20 protein-coding genes are annotated in these 17,396 nt (G+C 39.7%); 19 read left to right on the forward strand and 1 reads right to left on the reverse strand.

Going from position 1 to position 17,396, the window contains the following annotated elements:
• Window positions 1–52: 52 nt before the first annotated feature.
• The 8 genes from JCM15579_RS20620 (at window position 53) to JCM15579_RS05185 (ending at window position 5,702) form a co-directional block, all read left to right on the forward strand.
• Window positions 53–994, forward strand: a complete 942-nt coding sequence (locus JCM15579_RS20620) for a molybdopterin-dependent oxidoreductase (protein ID WP_172677367.1) — start codon at window positions 53–55, stop codon at window positions 992–994.
• On the forward strand, window positions 921–1,346 hold the full coding sequence (locus JCM15579_RS20625; RefSeq protein WP_172677368.1) for a hypothetical protein: 426 nt from the start codon (window positions 921–923) through the stop codon (window positions 1,344–1,346). The genes JCM15579_RS20620 and JCM15579_RS20625 overlap by 74 nt, the downstream gene beginning before the upstream one ends.
• Entirely contained in the window at window positions 1,310–1,561 is a 252-nt protein-coding gene (locus tag JCM15579_RS21785; RefSeq protein ID WP_262493487.1) for a molybdopterin-dependent oxidoreductase, read from the forward strand. Before JCM15579_RS20625 ends, JCM15579_RS21785 begins: the two co-directional genes overlap by 37 nt.
• Before the next feature lie 16 nt (window positions 1,562–1,577).
• The gene (locus JCM15579_RS21790; RefSeq protein WP_172677370.1) at window positions 1,578–2,837 is read left to right on the forward strand and encodes a molybdopterin dinucleotide binding domain-containing protein; all 1,260 of its coding nucleotides are present in this window, start codon (window positions 1,578–1,580) and stop codon (window positions 2,835–2,837) included.
• Window positions 2,838–2,861: 24 nt separating this feature from the next.
• Window positions 2,862–3,635 carry a ferredoxin-type protein NapG gene (gene napG / locus JCM15579_RS05170; RefSeq protein ID WP_218186060.1) on the forward strand — a complete coding sequence of 258 codons (774 nt, stop codon included), beginning with the start codon at window positions 2,862–2,864 and terminating at the stop codon, window positions 3,633–3,635.
• A 253-nt stretch (window positions 3,636–3,888) separates the two neighbouring features.
• A complete protein-coding gene (gene napH / locus JCM15579_RS05175; RefSeq protein ID WP_054716716.1) occupies window positions 3,889–4,686 on the forward strand; it encodes a quinol dehydrogenase ferredoxin subunit NapH in 798 nt (265 codons plus the stop codon).
• A gap of 27 nt (window positions 4,687–4,713) precedes the next feature.
• Window positions 4,714–5,286 (forward strand): nitrate reductase cytochrome c-type subunit, encoded by a 573-nt coding sequence (locus JCM15579_RS05180; protein WP_054716719.1) that lies wholly within the window; start codon window positions 4,714–4,716, stop codon window positions 5,284–5,286.
• 68 nt (window positions 5,287–5,354) lie between these two features.
• On the forward strand, window positions 5,355–5,702 hold the full coding sequence (locus JCM15579_RS05185) for a chaperone NapD (protein ID WP_054716722.1): 348 nt from the start codon (window positions 5,355–5,357) through the stop codon (window positions 5,700–5,702).
• A gap of 86 nt (window positions 5,703–5,788) precedes the next feature.
• On the opposite strand, the gene JCM15579_RS05190 is transcribed toward JCM15579_RS05185, so the two are convergent.
• Complete coding sequence (locus JCM15579_RS05190; protein WP_054716724.1) at window positions 5,789–6,247, reverse strand: Lrp/AsnC family transcriptional regulator; 459 nt, start codon at window positions 6,245–6,247, stop codon at window positions 5,789–5,791.
• Window positions 6,248–6,557: 310 nt separating this feature from the next.
• Between JCM15579_RS05190 and JCM15579_RS05195 the strand changes: the two genes are divergently transcribed.
• The 11 genes from JCM15579_RS05195 (at window position 6,558) to JCM15579_RS05245 (ending at window position 17,191) form a co-directional block, all read left to right on the forward strand.
• Window positions 6,558–7,097 (forward strand): 2-oxoacid:acceptor oxidoreductase family protein, encoded by a 540-nt coding sequence (locus JCM15579_RS05195; protein ID WP_054716727.1) that lies wholly within the window; start codon window positions 6,558–6,560, stop codon window positions 7,095–7,097.
• 26 nt (window positions 7,098–7,123) lie between these two features.
• Window positions 7,124–7,417, forward strand: a complete 294-nt coding sequence (locus JCM15579_RS05200; protein ID WP_054716730.1) for a 4Fe-4S binding protein — start codon at window positions 7,124–7,126, stop codon at window positions 7,415–7,417.
• A gap of 42 nt (window positions 7,418–7,459) precedes the next feature.
• The gene (locus JCM15579_RS05205) at window positions 7,460–8,650 is read left to right on the forward strand and encodes a transketolase C-terminal domain-containing protein (protein WP_054716733.1); all 1,191 of its coding nucleotides are present in this window, start codon (window positions 7,460–7,462) and stop codon (window positions 8,648–8,650) included.
• On the forward strand, window positions 8,643–9,551 hold the full coding sequence (locus tag JCM15579_RS05210) for a thiamine pyrophosphate-dependent enzyme (RefSeq protein ID WP_054716736.1): 909 nt from the start codon (window positions 8,643–8,645) through the stop codon (window positions 9,549–9,551). The genes JCM15579_RS05205 and JCM15579_RS05210 overlap by 8 nt, the downstream gene beginning before the upstream one ends.
• 173 nt (window positions 9,552–9,724) lie before the next feature.
• Window positions 9,725–10,945, forward strand: a complete 1,221-nt coding sequence (locus JCM15579_RS05215; RefSeq protein WP_054716741.1) for an aminotransferase-like domain-containing protein — start codon at window positions 9,725–9,727, stop codon at window positions 10,943–10,945.
• Window positions 10,946–11,160: 215 nt separating this feature from the next.
• Entirely contained in the window at window positions 11,161–12,342 is a 1,182-nt protein-coding gene (locus JCM15579_RS05220) for a porin family protein (RefSeq protein ID WP_054716743.1), read from the forward strand.
• Window positions 12,343–12,488: 146 nt separating this feature from the next.
• Window positions 12,489–14,177, forward strand: a complete 1,689-nt coding sequence (locus JCM15579_RS05225; RefSeq protein WP_054716748.1) for a molybdopterin-dependent oxidoreductase — start codon at window positions 12,489–12,491, stop codon at window positions 14,175–14,177.
• Window positions 14,117–14,521: a molybdopterin dinucleotide binding domain-containing protein gene (locus tag JCM15579_RS05230; protein ID WP_083464550.1), complete on the forward strand. Its 405-nt coding sequence runs from the start codon at window positions 14,117–14,119 to the stop codon at window positions 14,519–14,521. Before JCM15579_RS05225 ends, JCM15579_RS05230 begins: the two co-directional genes overlap by 61 nt.
• A gap of 113 nt (window positions 14,522–14,634) precedes the next feature.
• Window positions 14,635–15,957 (forward strand): 4Fe-4S dicluster domain-containing protein, encoded by a 1,323-nt coding sequence (locus tag JCM15579_RS05235; protein WP_157471343.1) that lies wholly within the window; start codon window positions 14,635–14,637, stop codon window positions 15,955–15,957.
• 60 nt (window positions 15,958–16,017) lie between these two features.
• Window positions 16,018–16,971, forward strand: a complete 954-nt coding sequence (locus JCM15579_RS05240) for a trans-sulfuration enzyme family protein (protein ID WP_054716756.1) — start codon at window positions 16,018–16,020, stop codon at window positions 16,969–16,971.
• Window positions 16,937–17,191 carry a hypothetical protein gene (locus tag JCM15579_RS05245; RefSeq protein ID WP_054716761.1) on the forward strand — a complete coding sequence of 85 codons (255 nt, stop codon included), beginning with the start codon at window positions 16,937–16,939 and terminating at the stop codon, window positions 17,189–17,191. Before JCM15579_RS05240 ends, JCM15579_RS05245 begins: the two co-directional genes overlap by 35 nt.
• The last annotated feature ends 205 nt before the right edge of the window (window positions 17,192–17,396 follow it).

Below are 17,396 nucleotides of genomic sequence, written 5' to 3' on the forward strand. Positions count from 1 at the left end.
GGTGAAGGAATGTCTTTAGTAACAATTTTAGAAAATAAAAAAATCAAAATATATGAAACTTGCAAGGCGTGATTTTTTAAAGAGTTCGGCAGCCATCGCCGCAGCAACTGCCGTTGGAATTGCTGTTCCGGAAACTCTGAAAGCAGAAGCTCGTGAGGCCGAAAGTGGCTGGACATGGGACAAGGCTGTATGTCGATTCTGCGGAACTGGTTGTGGTATCATGATTGCCACCAAAGACGATAAAATACTTGCTGTAAAAGGTGATCCATTGGCTCCGGTAAATCGTGGATTGAACTGTATCAAAGGATATTTTAATGCTAAGATAATGTACGGTGCCGACCGTCTGAAAAAGCCTCTGCTTCGTGTTGATGAGAATGGCAATTTTAGTAAACAAGGGAAATTTAAAGCAGTTAGCTGGGAACGTGCATTCGACGAAATGGAAAAGCACATGAAATCGGCTATGAAAGAATTGGGACCAACGGGGATTGGGATTTTTAGTTCGGGTCAGTATACCATTATGGAAGGATATGCTGCTTCGAAGTTGATGAAGGCTGGTTTCCGTTCTCATAACATCGATCCAAATGCCCGTCATTGTATGGCATCGGCAGTAGTAGGATTTATTCAGACTTTCGGTATTGATGAACCAGCAGGAAACTACGACGACATGGAAATTACCGATACGGTAGTAACCTGGGGAGCCAACATGGCTGAAATGCACCCAATTCTTTGGTCGAGAATTACCGAAAACAAATTGAGCCATCCGGAAAGAACCAAGGTGGTAAACCTTTCTACTTATACCAACCGTACTTCTGATTTGGCAGATATTGAAATCATCTTCAAGCCCAACACCGATTTAGCGATCTGGAACTACATTGCGCACGAGATTGTGTACAATCATCGAGTCTATCGATTGGGATTTTGTGAAGAAATATACTGTGTTTGCAACTGGTTTTGTAGATATCGGTTACGGAATGCGTACGCCAGATCATCCTAAGTTTACCGATAAGGAAAAGGAAACCGTGAAGCATGAGGTTGCCAAGAAATTGACTGCCGATGAGGGAAAAACATTGGCTTACCTTGGCTACAAGGAAGGGGATGTGATGGAAATGAAACATCGTGACAAGGCGGTGAATCACTGGATCATTCAATACGAGGAGTTCAAAAAAGCATTGAAGCCTTACGATTTGGATACGGTAGCCAAAATTGCAAAAGGAAATCCCGAAGAGTCAATTGAAGATTTCAAGAAGAAGTTGAAGCATTGGCCGACTTGTATATTGAAAAAGGACGTAAGGTTTGTTCCTACTGGACCATGGGATTCAATCAGCACACCAGAGGTTCATGGGTAAATGAGCAAGCATATATGGTGCACCTCTTGTTAGGTAAGCAATCGAAGCCAGGCGATGGAGCCTTTAGTTTGACAGGACAGCCATCAGCTTGTGGTACTGCTCGCGAGGTGGGAACCTTTGCGCATCGCTTGCCAGCGGATATGGTGGTTGCCAATGCCAAGCATCGTGAAGTTTCGGAGAAATTGTGGAAAGTTCCTGCAGGAACCATCAACTAAAGTAGGGAGCCACCTGATGAAAATCCACCGGGATATTGAGGATGGAAAGATCAAATTTGCATGGATTAATGTTTGTAATCCTTATCAAAATTCGGCCAATGCGAACCACTGGATCAAAGCAGCTCGCCAAATGGATAACTTCATAGTTTGTTCCGATGCTTACCCAGGTATTTCGGCTAAGGTTTCTGATTTGATTTTGCCTTCGGCGATGATCTACGAAAAGTGGGGAGCATATGGTAATGCTGAGCGCAGAACCCAGCACTGGAAGCAACAGGTGACTCCGGTTGGTGAGGCAATGCCCGATATCTGGCAGTTTGTTGAATTATCGAAGCGATTTAAACTGAAGGAAGTTTGGGGAGCTCAGAAAGTTCCTGGATTGAAGGATGGTTTGCCAGATGTTTTGGAAGGAGCGAAGGCCATGGGTTACTCTACGGAGGATACCTTATACGATGTGCTGTTTGCCAACGAGGATGCAAAGAAATATGCATGGCCTGATCCGATTGGAGAAGGTAAGATCAATACCGAAGCCGGAGGAGACAAGCGTAAGGTGAAAGGATCGGATGGAAAACCATTTGAAGGCTACGGATTCTTCATCCACAAATACATTTGGGAAGAATATCGCAAGTTTGGTACGGGTAATGGGCACGATTTGGCTGATTTTGATACCTACCATCACTGTAGAGGTTTGAAATGGCCTGTAGTCGATGGCAAAGAAACGCTATGGCGCTTCAATTCGGAATATGATGTATATGCCAAGAAAGCAGATGTTGGACCATTTGCATTCTACGGAAAGGCATTGAAGAATATGCCTCAAGGATCGATTGCAAAGCCTGATATGTCGAAGCCAAAAGTCGATTTGAAAAATAAAGCGAAGATCTTCTTCCGTCCATATATGGAAGCCCCTGAGGTGCCGGATAAAGAATATCCTTACTGGTTGTGTACGGGTCGTGTATTGGAGCACTGGCATTCGGGAACCATGACCATGCGTGTACCTGAATTGTACCGTGCAGTTCCGGAAGCACTTTGTTACATCCACCCGAAAGATGCCGCTGAGCAAGGTTTTACAGAAGGTGATTTGGTTTGGGTTGAATCAAGGCGAGGACGCATCAAAGCCCATATCGAAACTCGTGGAAGAAACCGTGTGCCAAGAGGTTTGGTATACTTACCATGGTTCGACGAGAAGGTGTTTGTAAATAAACTTTGTTTGGATGCCACTTGCCCGATGTCGAAGGAGACAGACTTTAAGAAGTGTGCAGTGAAAATAAGCAAAGCATAATTCATAATTCAAAAAGAATTTATGGTGTCGAGAAGAAAAGTAATTCAACGAGTACTGGAAGGAGCTGTATTTGTAGGGGGTGGCGGTTTAATTTGGGGGAAATCCATCAAAGCAAACTCCAAGGCTGACTATGTACTTCGTCCTCCTGGTGCTTTAAAAGAAAAAGACTTTCTGAAAGCATGTATCAAGTGCGGACAATGTGTTGAAGCTTGTCCGTATGATACGCTGAAGCTTGCAGAACCAGGTGATGGCATTGCAAATGGAACACCCTTTTTCGAACCGAGAACGATTCCTTGCTACTTGTGTACCGATATGCCTTGTACGGATTCTTGTCCTTCGGGAGCTTTGGATTTAAAAAATCTGACCAAAGAAGAAGAGAAGCCAGATGTAATGAATTCTAAAATGGGTTTGGCAGTGATTCATAAAGAATCTTGTTTGGCGTATTGGGGAATTCGTTGTGAGGCTTGTTATCGCACCTGTCCGTTAATTGATAAAGCCATAACGCTGGATTATGAGGTAAATGAAAGAACTGGTAAGCATGCCAAGCTACTTCCTGTAGTTCACTCTGGTGTTTGTACTGGCTGCGGAATGTGTGAGCAGGCTTGTGTTGCCGGGAAGGCTGCCATTTTTGTTCTGCCTTTGCATAAAGCAACTGGTAAAGTTGGAGACCATTACATTAAAAGCTGGGAAAAAGAAGATGAGAAACGAATCCATGATCAAGTCGAAAAAGAAGATGATGAAAAGGATGTGAAGTCGGCTATCGATTACTTGAATGATGATGATTTAATTGATGACTAGTGTCAATAGGGTATAAGCACCCCTCTGTCCTATCGGACATCTCCCCTAAAAGGGAGAAACAAAAATTAAACTTAGTACATAAATAGAATTTAATAGTTCTGTTTATTCTAAGAATCTTTCCCTTCTAGGGAACCGTAGCAAAGCGGAGCTCGTGAACACATTTAAATTTAACACGAGTGAACAAAGTGCCGACTGGCGAAAGGGTGAAAAGAGAATTAAAATTTGATACTAATTCATTATAAAAAACGATTGAATGAAAAAATATAAGTTTTTAATACTAAGACGAATCATTCAGCTGTCCTTTCTGTTCCTTTTTGCAGGAGGAAACTATTTTGGATGGGAAGTCCTTCGGGGCAATTATAGTTCTGCCATCATTGCTGATTACCTTCATTTGAGTGATCCTTATGCTGTGTTACAGATATTGGTATCTGGATTTATTGCGTCAAGCTCAGTATTGTTAGGAGCATTATTGATTTTCCTGATCTATACACTGATAGGAGGAAGAATGTTCTGTTCGTGGATTTGTCCGATGAATATCATAACCGATATCGCATTTCGCTTGCGCAAGATTTTTAAGATAGAGACAGAAGCGAAGGTTTCTGTTTCTAGAAATCTGAGATATTACATTTTGGCTTTAAGCCTAATTGTTTCTGCAATATTTGGAATGGCAGCCTTCGAAATTATAAGTCCGATATCTATGCTTCACAGGGCTGTTGTTTTTGGTTCTGGAGCAGGATGGGGAATTGTTGCTGTAATTTTCTTTGTAGATCTGTTTGTTTTAAAAGCAGGTTGGTGTGGACACATTTGTCCTTTGGGAGGATTCTATTCCCTTATAGGAAAGCAAGCTGTAATTAAGGTGAAGCACGACAAAGAGAAATGTACCCATTGTATGGATTGTTTCGATGTTTGTGTGGAAGAACCTGTTTTGGATATTGTAGGCAAGGAAAGTGATTTTATACGCAGCGGAGCCTGTACCAATTGCGGAAGATGCATTGAGGTTTGCAATGATAATGCGATGAAATATTCGTTAAAATTCGATTTTAAAAAATAATGAAGAGATTAAATAAAATCTAAAAACATGAAATATCTATCCCTAATTGCTTTGTTCTTTTTAGTTGCTTGTAATCAGCCTAAAGAGAAAGAAATTGATGAAGATCAATTGGGTTTTATTGATGCAGATTTGTATTCGGATGAAACCAATTTTAAAATGAAGGCCAATTTTAATGAGGATAAACCTGAAACAGGCATAACCATCAACCGCTCTTTCGAAAATGCACCTCCAATGATTCCACATACAACTGCTGGATTCTTCCCAATTAAAAGGGACAACAATATTTGTTTGAGTTGCCATATGCCCGACAAGGTGAAAGAATCGGGGGCTCGTGAAATCTCCAAAACCCACTTTCAAAGCTGGCGTCCACAACTGGAGGTAAAAGCTGGCGTTTATTCAAACCCTAAGGAAGATAACAAAGTGTATGTAAAGGAGGTGAAGGATTTGAATATGGCGTACTTTAACTGTTCACAATGTCATGTTCCTCAGGCCGATGTTAGCATTAATATCGAAAACTTGTTTACTGCTGAGTTTAGAGAAAAATTTGGTATTGAGGAATCCAATTTAAAGGATAAAGTTTCTGAAGGAGTAAACAATTAAAATTCATAAATTTATTCTATTGAGATGCAAGGCTTGCGTCTTTACATGTTCTAATAAATTAAGAAAATATGAATATATCCAGTGTAGTAATTCGTGTACTTCCAGAGAATACCGAACATTTGGTAGGGCAACTTAAAGACAGTGATTTGTGTGATTATCACTTGCATGATGAGGGAAAGATAATTGTCACAATTGAAGGAGAAGGAATTAGTGAGGAGATTGCCAAACTAAAGAAAATTCAGGCGATAAAAAATGTACTTTCGGCTGAAATGATGTATTCCTATTCCGAAGATGAGTTGGATCAGGAAAGAGACAAGATTGAAAAATCGGATGGAATAAAACCCTGGTTGAATGACAATAGCAAAGATGCTGGATTGATTAATTATGACGGAGATTTGAAAAAGAAAAAATTGTAATGTAGGGACACGTCACGGCGTGTCCTTTTTATTTATAGATATATCGTCATTGTGGATACGTCATGAAGTGTCTCTACGGCAATAAATCACAAATCATAACCAATCTTATCCGAAGAAGAAATCACGAAAGTGCTGTTAAATCGAGTAATGTATTCGAACTTCGATAATTTTTCTTGTATAAAATACTGAAAGGCATTCATGTCCTTCACCATGATTTTTAGCATGGCATCAAAATTACCGGAAGTAATATAAAATTCCATTACCTCGGGAAGTGCCAACACATCCTTTGTAAGCTGATCGACCACATCGCGTGTATGTCGTGTAATCGACACCGAAATGAACACTACCATATTTCTATCGATCTTTTCAGGATCTAGAACAGCAACATAGTTTTTGATAATTCCACTTCTTTCCAGCTTCTTTACACGTTCATAAACCGGAGTGTTGCTTAGGTGCAGCTTTTCTGCTAACTCCTTAATTGTGATTCTACAATCTTGTTGAAGAAGTTCTAAAATTTTACGATCGGTTCTGTCCAGATTTTCCATAGGAGAAAAATTTTCTATTCATATGTCTGATTTTGGCTTTTGTAAAGATATAAATTCTTTACAACTGTATGCTGCATAGAATAGTTTTCTATAATTATTCTATATGCTAGTAAATCATTTGGTTGATGGGTATTTTTACAAGACAAAATTACGCTTACTCTCAATGAGCAATTAATAATGAGTAATGAATAATTGGTAAAGACAAAAATTAGTCTTTAGGAGCTGGTTTTGGGTTTCTCTCCATTTAGAAGTAATTGAGACAGGTAGAGAAGCAATAATTGAATTGAAAAAGACAAACACTAAATAGATAATGAAAGAAATCAGATGGCACGGACGAGGAGGTCAAGGAGGGTTTACCGCTTCTCGTTTGTTAGGAATTGCTGCCAGTGTTCACGGTGGAAAGCATGCTTTGGCTTTCCCATCATTCGGACCTGAGCGTAGAGGAGCGCCTGTATTGGCATTCACTAAAATTGATGACACAAAAATTCATGATCGAAGCGAAGTTCAGGAGAGCGACTTTGTTGTAGTAATGGACGAAACGCTAATTGTTCCTGGATTCGAAAAAGGAATCAAACCAAATGCATGTGTATTGATCAACACCAGAAATGTAGAGCAATATCGCGAACAATTGAAAGGATTGGACTTGCGAGGAATTGATGCGACTAGCTTGGCTATGGAGGTATTGGGCAGACCAATTACCAATACGGCAATGTATGGTGCTTTGGCTGCGGCATCGGGTTTGGTAAGTAAGGAAGCTGCAATTGCTAGTATTCATACCGAGATGAAGCCAAAGTTGGCTCAGCTGAATGAGAAGATTGTAGAGAGAGCATACGAGCTAATTAACAATTAAGAGTTAATAATTGACAATTGATTAAAATGAATCGTCCAAAACATACAGAATATAAAACTCCAACTCATATTGATGATTACCCAACGGGCCCACAATACGATGCCGGATTTCTTCCTGAAAAGAATGCAGGTTGGAGAACCTTTAAGCCTGTAGTAAATCATGATGAATGTATTTACTGCTTGCGTTGCTACTTGCTTTGTCCTGATGGAACCATCATGAAAGACAATGGCAAAATCAAAATCGACATGGATTATTGCAAAGGCTGTGGGGTTTGTGCCCACGAGTGTCCGAAGGATGCAATTGAAATGGTTAAAGAGTAGGGACATGACAAGGCTTGTCCGATAATCGCAAAAGAAAGATCAATGAAATCAAATAAAATATTCATATCAGGTGATGAGGCAGTAGCACAAGGCGTGAAACTTTCACGTCCACATGTGGTAGCTGCATACCCAATCACTCCGCAGACCATTACGGTTGAGCGTTTGTCTGAAATGGTTGAGGCAGGCGAAATGGTTGCGGAATATATGCATGTAGAGTCTGAGCACTCTGCAATCTCAGCAACCATGGGTGCCAGTGCAGTTGGAGCCAGAACTTTTACAGCATCTTCTTCTCAGGGATTGTTATATATGGCCGAAGGACTTCATTACTGTAGTGGTGGTCGTTGGCCAGTTGTAATGATGAATGCCAACCGTTCAGTTGCTTTGCCATGGAGTATCTATGGAGACCAGCGCGATTCACTTTCCCTTTTGGATTCAGGTTGGATTCAGGTATATGTGGAAGACGCACAGGAAGCATTGGATATGATCATCCAGGCATACAAAATTGCGGAGCACAAAGATGTATTGACACCAATGATGGTGAACTTGGATGGTTTCATCCTGACTCATACCTACGAGTTGGTTGAGATTCCAGAGCAGGAAATGGTAGATGAATTCTTGCCTCCATTCGAGACTCCAAACAAGATGTCTTTTGAGAATCCTAAGAACCTAGGTTTTAGTTCTCGTCCGGATGACAATACTGAGTTCAAGTATCAGCAAAATGAGGCCATGTTCAATGCCATTGACGTGATTCACAAAACCGATGAGGATTTTGCGGCAATGTTTGGCAGAAAATATCATGGCATGGTAGAGGAATACATGTGCGAAGATGCTGAAGTTGTATTGGTAGCCTTGGGAAGTGTTTGCGGTACCGTTCGTGTGGTTGTTGACAAGCTTCGTGCAGAAGGCAAAAAAGTTGGATTGTTGAAAATCCGCTACATGCGTCCTTTCCCAGTTCAGGAAGTGAAGGATTTGGCCAGAAGAGTAAAAGCAATGGGTGTTATCGATAAAGACATCTCTTTCGGATACGAAGGAACCGTTTACACCAATGTGAACTCAGCCATTTCTCAGATTGACAAATATGTGTACAAAAGCAACTTTGTTGGCGGTTTAGGTGGTCGCGATATTACAAAAGCAGAAATCGAAGATATGTATAACAAGTTGTATGCAGGATTGGAGAACAAGAGTGAAGAGACAGTAGAATTTTTCAGCTTAAATGTAGAAGGCAATGACTAAAGTATTAGATATCCCAAAAGTGAATGCGAAAAACATGACCGAGAAGGAGTTTTTCTATGGTCATAAAGCTTGTGCCGGATGTGGCGGTAGTATTGCTGTACGTTTGGCATTAAAAGTATTGGGCGAGCGTACCTATTCTGCTCTTCCAGCTGGTTGTATGTCGGCAGTAGGATTCATTTATCCACAAATGGCATTCAATTCAAATGCAATTATTACAACTTTTCCAGGTTCAGCAAGTATGGCTGCAGGTATTGCTGCAGGAGCCAAAGCATTGGGACAAAAAGATTTCAAAACTGTAGTATTCGCCGGTGACGGTGGGACTGCCGATATCGGATTCCAGGCACTATCAGGAATGATTGATCGCAACGATGATGTATTATACATCTGCTACGACAACGAGGCTTACATGAATACCGGAATTCAGAAGAGTGGTTTGACTCCTTACGGAACCAAAACGACTACGACTCCAGCAGGTCAAAATATCCCGGGAACGGTAACTCACAAGAAGAACTTGTTTGAGATTATTGCTGCTCATGATATTGCTTACGCTGCTACTGCAAGTATTGGTTATCCTCAGGATTTTATTAACAAGGTAAACAAGGCTAAGCACGTTAAAGGTGCAAGCTTTATCCACGTGTATGCATCATGTCCAACAGGCTGGGGAACTCCAACCGAAACATCGGTAGAAATTGCAAAAGATGCAGTGGATTGTGGTTTGATTTTCCTTGCAGAATATGAGGATGGTGAATACAAATTGAACAGAAATCCTAAGGAATTCAAATCGGTTGAAGAATACCTAAAAAAGCAGGGACGTTTCAAGCACATGAGCGATGCCGATATCCAATGCGTAATCGAAAACCGCGACAAGAAGTGGGAACGCATGCGCAAAAATTGGCTGTAAATCAATTAATAAGTATCAATTAATAATGAATAATTGTACCCCTTCGGCTGTAGCTATCTCCCCTTTAAGTGGAAGTGCCGATAGGTGAAGGGGTGTAACAATCCAAAATAAATTAAACAACAAACATTATAGACGTAAGGCATTGCGTCTCAATAAAACAAAAACCAAACACAATGATCAGCGATTTAAAAGGAACATTTTCCAGCATTAGCAACAACATCAAAAGATCTGCTATTCGTGAGATCCTAAAATTGACCCAAAACCCTGAAGTAATTTCTTTTGCTGGAGGACTGCCAGCACCAGAATCTTTCCCTGTTGACAATTTGGATGAGATCATCTCAACCATGTTGAAGGAAGAAGGCGCAGAGGTATTGCAATATGATGCAACGGAAGGGGTTACTGAATTGAGAGAACTTCTTTTGAAGAGATATCAGAATGAAGGAGTGCAGTGCGAATTAGACAACATGATTGTAACTACCGGATCGCAGCAAGGTCTGGATTTGGTTGGAAAAGTTTTTGTGAACCAAGGAGACGTTGTGATCTGCGGTTTGCCTTCTTATCTTGGTGGAATTAGTGCTTTCCAGGCTTATGGAGCTAAAATGGAAGGAGTACCAATGGATGAGTATGGAATGAGTGCTGAGCTATTGGAAGCCAAGTTGATTGAATTGGCAGAGCAAGGTATTAAGCCAAAATTCATCTATATCATTCCTGATTTCCAAAACCCAACAGGAATTACCATGCCTGAATCTCGTCGTTTGGAGATTATTGCATTGGCACATAAATACGATGTGTTGATTGTTGAGGATTGTCCTTATAGAGAGGTGAGATTCGAAGGAGAACCACAGCGCATGATGTATGATTTGGACAATGATGATCATGTAATCACATTGGGAACCTTCTCTAAGACTTTCGCACCTGGTTTGCGTATTGGTTGGGTTTTAGGTCCAAAAGATGTGAACGACAAAATTGTAGTTGCCAAGCAGTCGTCAGACTTGTGTACACCAACTTTCGTTCAGAAATTGGCGGTTCGTTATATGAAGTCGGAGCATTTCGAAGCGAACCTGAAAAAGACCATCGATTTGTACCACCAGCGCAGAGATGTAATGTTGGCAGAGTTGGAAAAATGTATGCCTGAAGGAGTGAAATGGACCCATCCTGAAGGAGGAATGTTCCTTTTCATTACCTTACCTGAGCATATGGATGCCTTGGAATTGTTCCACAAAGCAATTGAAAAGAAAGTGGCTTTCGTAACTGGTAATGTATTCTATTGCGATGGAGGCGGAACCAATACTATGCGTTTGAACTTCTCATATGTTAACAACGAAAAAGCAATTGCTGGAGTTCAACGTTTGGCTAAGATCATAGAGGCTGAAATGAAGGTTGAGGCTTGCTAAGCTGTAAAATAAAATCTATAAGAAAATATGAAAACCTGATAGAATATTGATCTGTCAGGTTTTTTATTTAACTTATAAAACAAAGAGTGAGACTTGGTTAATTATTACGCTTTGAATCAAAGTAATTTAGATGTAATTTAAGTACATAACAATAGGAGGTATAGTCTTAATTTTCTATTTTAAGTGACTAATTCATTACTAACCCCTATTTAATTATGAAAAAACATTTAATAGTACTGCTGTCATTAGTGAGTTTACTAACTTTCTCTGCATTTTCACAAAACGACTTCAGAAAAGGATATGTCATAACAACAAAAGGAGATACTTTACATGGACAGGTGGCATACACTCTAAAATCAAAAAATTATCGGTATTGTATATTCAGGAAGGATGAGAGAAAACAGAAGTTCAGTTCTGATGAAATCATTCGATATGCCATTGATGGAAACAGAACTTTTGTTAATGGTGTTGTTGATGATTCTTTTGTAGAGTTGTTGATTGAAGGAGAAATCAATCTTTATAAAAAGGCATCAAGCTTTTATGTGCAAAAAAATAATGGTGAAATACATCTGTTAGAGAAATATATAAAAAAGAAAGATGATTTTGGAGAGGTTAAAACAGAAAACAAAAGATGGAAAGGGATTCTGTTCTTTTTGGTTAAGGATAGGATGGAAGGAAAAGTATCTCTTCAAAGATTTGAGTTTTCAGAAAAATACTTGACAGAATTAATTAGGGATTATAATATTTCAGGAGGGATGAATTATCACGAAAGTAAGGCTGATATTCCATGGGTGAAAACCCAGTTTGGTCCAATTGCGGGATTTAATTTTGAAAAATTATATATAGATAACAAATCATCTTATTACTATTATTATAATCAGGATATTAATCAGTTGAATCCTTTTATTGGAGTTGCATTCAATATTTATACGCCTAGATTGTCGGAAAAATTTAGCTTACAACTAGAACTTCAATTAAGCAAATTGGATGTGAAAAAAGAATTTCATGATGAAATTCCAGGCTATAAATTTGATAATACACATACAATAGAAGCAACCAAATTAAGTATTCCTTTTGCTGTGAAATATGATTTTTACAGCAAAAAACTAAAATGGCACATACTTGGTGGTATATTGGCAGAGAAGAATTTTAATGCCGACTATTATACTATAGTTAACCGATTTTATAATGACGAATCGGATTCTTTCGAGTTAAGAGACATGAAAATAAAGGATAATCAGACAGGTTATTGGATTGGTTTTGGGGTGGAAAAGAAAATAAAAAAAGTCTACGCCAGATTAGGAGTTAGATATTACAAGATAGGTAATTTGTTATATCACAAAAATATTGATGTGAAACAAAATCGATTGTCTTTTAATCTATTTATATCCATGTAAAAAATTGCACTTTAAATATCCTAAAGAGGATTGAATTGTAAATAAGAAAACTTATAAAAGAGGGAACAAGCACAAGACTTTATAGTGCAATTGTTCCCTTTTCTTTTTTTTGATTAATTTTCCATGAATTTTGAGATTACGAACCAATGAAAACCTATTCAACAGCTTGTCCGAGAAATTGCTACAGCACCTGTAGTATTAAAGTTCGTGTAGAGAACGATAAAGTGATTGGAATTGACCCACATCCTGAAAATCTTGCTACACCAGAAGGACCATGTATTAAAGGTTTGGCTTATGTGGAACGCGCCAATTCGAAGGAGAGAATTTTGTATCCGCAAAAGCGAATAGCTGAAGGAAAATACGAACGTATTTCATGGGATGAGGCATTGAATACCATTGTTGAACAGTTGAAAAACTGTAAGCAGAGCTTTGGATCACATTCAATCCTTTATTTTGCAGCTAGTGGCATGTCTGGTTTGTTGAATGGAGTAGGAGCAAACTTCTGGAAACTGTTTGGAGGCGCAACAACTACCTATGGAAATCTTTGTTGGCCTGCAGGATTGGAGGCCACTCGACTGACCTTAGGTGCCAACAAACACAATGCACCCTGGGATTTAGAGAATGCCAGACTTATTTTATTGTGGGGAAAGAATCCTGCCGAAACCAATATTCAAGAGATGATTCCTGTTGAAAAGGCACAGGAAAAAGGTGCGAAATTGATTGTGGTTGATCCCCGCAGAACTCCTTCCAGCGAGCGTGCGAATTCACTCTTCCAAATTAAATCGGGAACCGATGCAGCCTTGGCTTTAGGGATTGCAAGAGAATTGATTCAGAATGATTGGATCAATCATGAATTTATAGAGAAATACGTACTTGGCTTTGAGCAATTCAAAGAGCGAGCTGATAAATATACATTGGAGAAAGTGTCAGAAATTTGTCGTATTCCGGTGGAAGCCATTCAGGAATTGGCAAAAGAAATTGGAACAACAGATGCCATGACATTGATTCCTGGTTACGGTATGCAGCGATATGAAAACGGTGGTCAAACCACTCGCTGTATATTAGCATTGTCGGTGATTACAGGAAATATTGGGAAAACGGGTGCTTGTTTTCATTATGCAAATCTTCAGAGCTATGTGTTCGATGATTTGAAAGAACCAGAATCATACTTCCCGGGATGCGAACATCCAAGTTTCAGAAGGAAGATATCAGTAGCCAAATTGGGTGAGGATTTATTGAATATCAAAGATCCGGAAGTGAAGTTCATTTGGGTTGAAAGGGGAAATCCTTTGTCGCAAAATCCGGATACCAATAAGATTCGAAAGGCATTTCGAAAGGCAGACTTTAGAGTGGTTGTGGATCAGTTCATGACCGACACTACTTTGGAAGCTGATATTATTCTACCAGCAAAAAATATGTTCGAACAATCCGATATCATTGGCTCTTATTGGAATCCTTATGTGCAATTGAGACAGAAAGTAATGGAACCGGTGGGCGAGGTAAAACCTGAAACGGAAATTTATTATCTGCTGGCAAAGCAATTGGGATTCACAGATGAAGAAATCAAGGAAAATATACCAGAGCCAAACGATGAGGCAATCGAAGAATATTTGAATGGATTCCTGAAAGATTTTCCTGAATTAAGTCTGGAACAACTGAAGAAAGGTCCGCAATTGGCAAACTCTTTCGAGGAAATACCATTCTCAGATTACCAGTTTCCAACTGTTTCCGGCAAAATTGAGCTGTATAGTGAGTCGCAAAGAAACTTTGGGGAGTGGATGAACTACCCGATTACGTTCCTTTGCCAGAACAAAGTGAATTTGAGTTTCAGTTGATATCGCCAAACTCAAAGAATCGAATTCATTCACAGTTTGGCAATTTAAATGTGATCAAGCAATTTGAACCCGAAGCCTATCTTTTTGTTCATCCATTGGATGCTGAAGATAAGGAGATGAAAAATGGTGAAAAAATTGAAATTTATAACCATCAGGGAAGAGCAGAAGTAAAACTGCAGTATGATTTGGGATTACGCAGAGGAAATGTAGTACTGACCAATGGTCATCAATCTCATTTGGGCGCTGCACCAAACCTGTTTACCAAAGGATGCGAAACTGATATGGGACACGGTACCGCTTTTCACAATACATGGATTAATCTGAAGAAAATTAATAATGAGTAATTATCAATTAAGAATAGAATTAAAGCAATAGTTAGTTCAAGCGGGAGTTGCTAATCCGGCTTGAGGATAATGATAAAAATAGGATTGACTTTAAATTATAATTTTAAAGGATCGTGAAAAAAAACTCATTCATATTCAACACCAATCGATGCGTAGGCTGTAATGCATGCGTGGCAGGTTGCAGCATAGAAAACGGAACCGATTTTCGTATAAACTGGAGAGAGGTAAATACTGGAAATAAAATCAAACATCCAGGATTGCCTGTTTTCCATTTTTCATTGGCCTGTAACCATTGCGAGGATGCTCCTTGCATGAAGAACTGTCCTGCATTGGCCTACACTCGCGATGAAAAAACGGGAGCCATCATTCATCATGCCGAGGCATGCATTGGTTGTACCTATTGCACCTGGGCTTGTCCGTATGATGCACCAAAATTCAATCCAACTACCAAGATTGTTGAGAAATGTAATTTCTGTGTGGATAGAATCTCGGATGGAAAACGTCCTGCTTGCGTGGAATCTTGTCCGGTAGGAGCGCTGGATTTTGGGCTTTTGGATTTGAAGGAAGAAGATCGAGTAATACCCGGTTTTGTGGATATGGGCATCAAACCATCCATTCAATTGATTCCGCTAAGAGAAGAAAATACGGCACCAAAGGTGGAGAATACCGATCAGATAGAAATTGATGAGAAAAAGATAGAAGAATGGCTACCAAAGTCAAAAGATAAGGTGGCATTGGACAAGGAATGGACCTTGGTGCTGTTTACCATTGCCGTTGCAGGATTGGTAGCTTGGCAGGCAGCTCATTTGATGGGTGCCATAGATATGCAATTGATCCCTTTTGCCATAGTTTCTGTTTTGGCCATTGGATTAACATCGCTTCATATTGGAAAGAAAATGCGCATGTGGCGATTCATTCTCAACTTAAAAGGTTCCTGGTTGAGTAGAGAGATCTTCTCCTTTTCAGGATTTTTAGGACTTACCGGATTACAACTGCTTACCAGCTATGAAATGTTTGGCTATGTAGCTTTGGCCTTTGGAATTTTTGCATTGATATCGGTAGATATGGTCTACAAACTACTGCAAAGAAAGGACCATCTTGTCTTACATTCAGGCATGGTATTGCTAACAGGCATTTTGCTCTTTGCCTGTATGGCAGAGATATCCATTCTCATCGAGATCATCATTTTGCTAAAGGGCATTATTTACGTTTGGCGCAAGCGTGCATTAAAAAATCAAGACATAGCCTACTTCCCAATACTATCTTTGCTTAGAATTATTTGTTTATTGATACCTTATATTTTGCTCGATTTGAAATTGGAATTGATTCTTCCGGTTTCGTTGGCAATTGTATTTATTGGAGAAATCATCGATAGGGCAGAATTCTATTATGAATCGGATGTGATAACACCAGAGAAAGAATTACGAAATATATAAATTAGAAAGAACTGTAAAGACGTAGCATTGCTACGTCTCTACGAAAGCAATATATTGACCATGAAAAAAAACATCAACGCATCACACACACCGCTTTACCGTGAAGCGGGTTTCAACCTAAAAGATTCGAAAACCACCCAGGAAGCATTCGCTGAAGAATTGGATCATCCGCACGAGCCGGAGAATTATATTTATTCACGCTATAGAAACCCAACCACTGTTGCGATTGAGCAGCAAATCATGGAGCTGGAAGGCTGCAAGTGGGCTTTGTTGGTAGAAACTGGAATGGCTGCCATTGATGTGGCAGTATCAGTTTTCCAAAAGGGAAAAGATACCCGACCTTGGCTGTTCTTCCATGAAATTTATGGAGGTACCAATTCATTTATCGATACGGTTTTGATCAAGCGTCGCAATCTGGATGTGCACCGTTTTTATGCCAATGATGGACTGTATGATTTCGAGGAATTGGAGCGCATGTTAAAGGAGATTCAACCAGAATTCCTGTATTTCGAAGCGGTTTCCAACCCAATGTTGATTGTGGCTGATGTAAAGCGAATCATGGAACTGGCAAAGCAATACGATTGCAAAATTATTGTAGACAATACTTTCGGAACTCCATATCTGTGGAAACCATTGGTTGACGGTGCCGATTTGGTGATCCATTCTGCAACCAAATACATGAGCGGACATGGTAACATTACTGCCGGTGTAATTTGTGGTAAAGATGAGGAGCTGATGAAGGAAGCCATTGAGTATCGCAAATGGGCAGGACACTTTCTAAGTCCTGATGATGCCTACCGTTTGGGAACTCAGCTAAAGAGTTTCAACTTGCGTTTCAAGCAGCATTGCGATAATGCACTTGCATTGGCAGAATTCCTGCAAAATCATCCTAAAATTGAAGAGGTATTGTACCCAGTTGGAATCTCACCCAACCCGAAAAGAAGCTGTTGCCCTGTTTGGCGACAAAGGCTTTGGTGGCATGGTCACCTTCGACATCAAAGGAGAATCGGATGAAGACAAACGCGAGAAATGCAATCGCTTTATAGCCGCTTTAGAAAATCATATTCCTTTGGTGCCAACCCTTGGCGAAGTAGATACCATTCTTTTGCCGGTAGAACCTGTTTGGGGAGCCAAATATCCACTACCGGGAACCATTCGATTATCGGTAGGGATTGAGAATATTGAGAAGTTGAGGGGGTGGATTGGTGAAGCCCTTGATGCAATCGGTAATTAACAATGAAGAATTAATAATAAAATAATCTGTAGGGACACGTCATGACGTGTCCTTTTTTATTTGGATTTGAAAATGATTAAGATTTTTAGTGACCCTATAACAGCATGTCCTATCGCGAATTTTGATATTCCTATCGCCAAAAACGTTCGCCTATCGCTAAAATGAAGGGCCTATCGGGTAAATGAACTGTCCTATGGCCATTTTG

This window comes from Marinifilum fragile JCM 15579, from assembly GCF_001310955.1.
GTDB lineage: Bacteria > Bacteroidota > Bacteroidia > Bacteroidales > Marinifilaceae > Marinifilum > Marinifilum fragile.

Coding starts and splice junctions, on each gene's coding strand:
- JCM15579_RS20620 (WP_172677367.1), top strand. CDS start 53: ATGAAACTTGCAAGGCGTGATTTTTTAAAGAGTTCGGCAGCCATCGCC.
- JCM15579_RS21785 (WP_262493487.1), top strand. CDS start 1,310: ATGGGATTCAATCAGCACACCAGAGGTTCATGGGTAAATGAGCAAGCA.
- JCM15579_RS21790 (WP_172677370.1), top strand. CDS start 1,578: ATGAAAATCCACCGGGATATTGAGGATGGAAAGATCAAATTTGCATGG.
- napH (WP_054716716.1), top strand. CDS start 3,889: ATGAAAAAATATAAGTTTTTAATACTAAGACGAATCATTCAGCTGTCC.
- JCM15579_RS05180 (WP_054716719.1), top strand. CDS start 4,714: ATGAAATATCTATCCCTAATTGCTTTGTTCTTTTTAGTTGCTTGTAAT.
- JCM15579_RS05185 (WP_054716722.1), top strand. CDS start 5,355: ATGAATATATCCAGTGTAGTAATTCGTGTACTTCCAGAGAATACCGAA.
- JCM15579_RS05190 (WP_054716724.1), bottom strand. CDS start 6,247: ATGGAAAATCTGGACAGAACCGATCGTAAAATTTTAGAACTTCTTCAA.
- JCM15579_RS05195 (WP_054716727.1), top strand. CDS start 6,558: ATGAAAGAAATCAGATGGCACGGACGAGGAGGTCAAGGAGGGTTTACC.
- JCM15579_RS05200 (WP_054716730.1), top strand. CDS start 7,124: ATGAATCGTCCAAAACATACAGAATATAAAACTCCAACTCATATTGAT.
- JCM15579_RS05205 (WP_054716733.1), top strand. CDS start 7,460: ATGAAATCAAATAAAATATTCATATCAGGTGATGAGGCAGTAGCACAA.
- JCM15579_RS05210 (WP_054716736.1), top strand. CDS start 8,643: ATGACTAAAGTATTAGATATCCCAAAAGTGAATGCGAAAAACATGACC.
- JCM15579_RS05215 (WP_054716741.1), top strand. CDS start 9,725: ATGATCAGCGATTTAAAAGGAACATTTTCCAGCATTAGCAACAACATC.
- JCM15579_RS05220 (WP_054716743.1), top strand. CDS start 11,161: ATGAAAAAACATTTAATAGTACTGCTGTCATTAGTGAGTTTACTAACT.
- JCM15579_RS05225 (WP_054716748.1), top strand. CDS start 12,489: ATGAAAACCTATTCAACAGCTTGTCCGAGAAATTGCTACAGCACCTGT.
- JCM15579_RS05240 (WP_054716756.1), top strand. CDS start 16,018: ATGAAAAAAAACATCAACGCATCACACACACCGCTTTACCGTGAAGCG.
- JCM15579_RS05245 (WP_054716761.1), top strand. CDS start 16,937: ATGGTCACCTTCGACATCAAAGGAGAATCGGATGAAGACAAACGCGAG.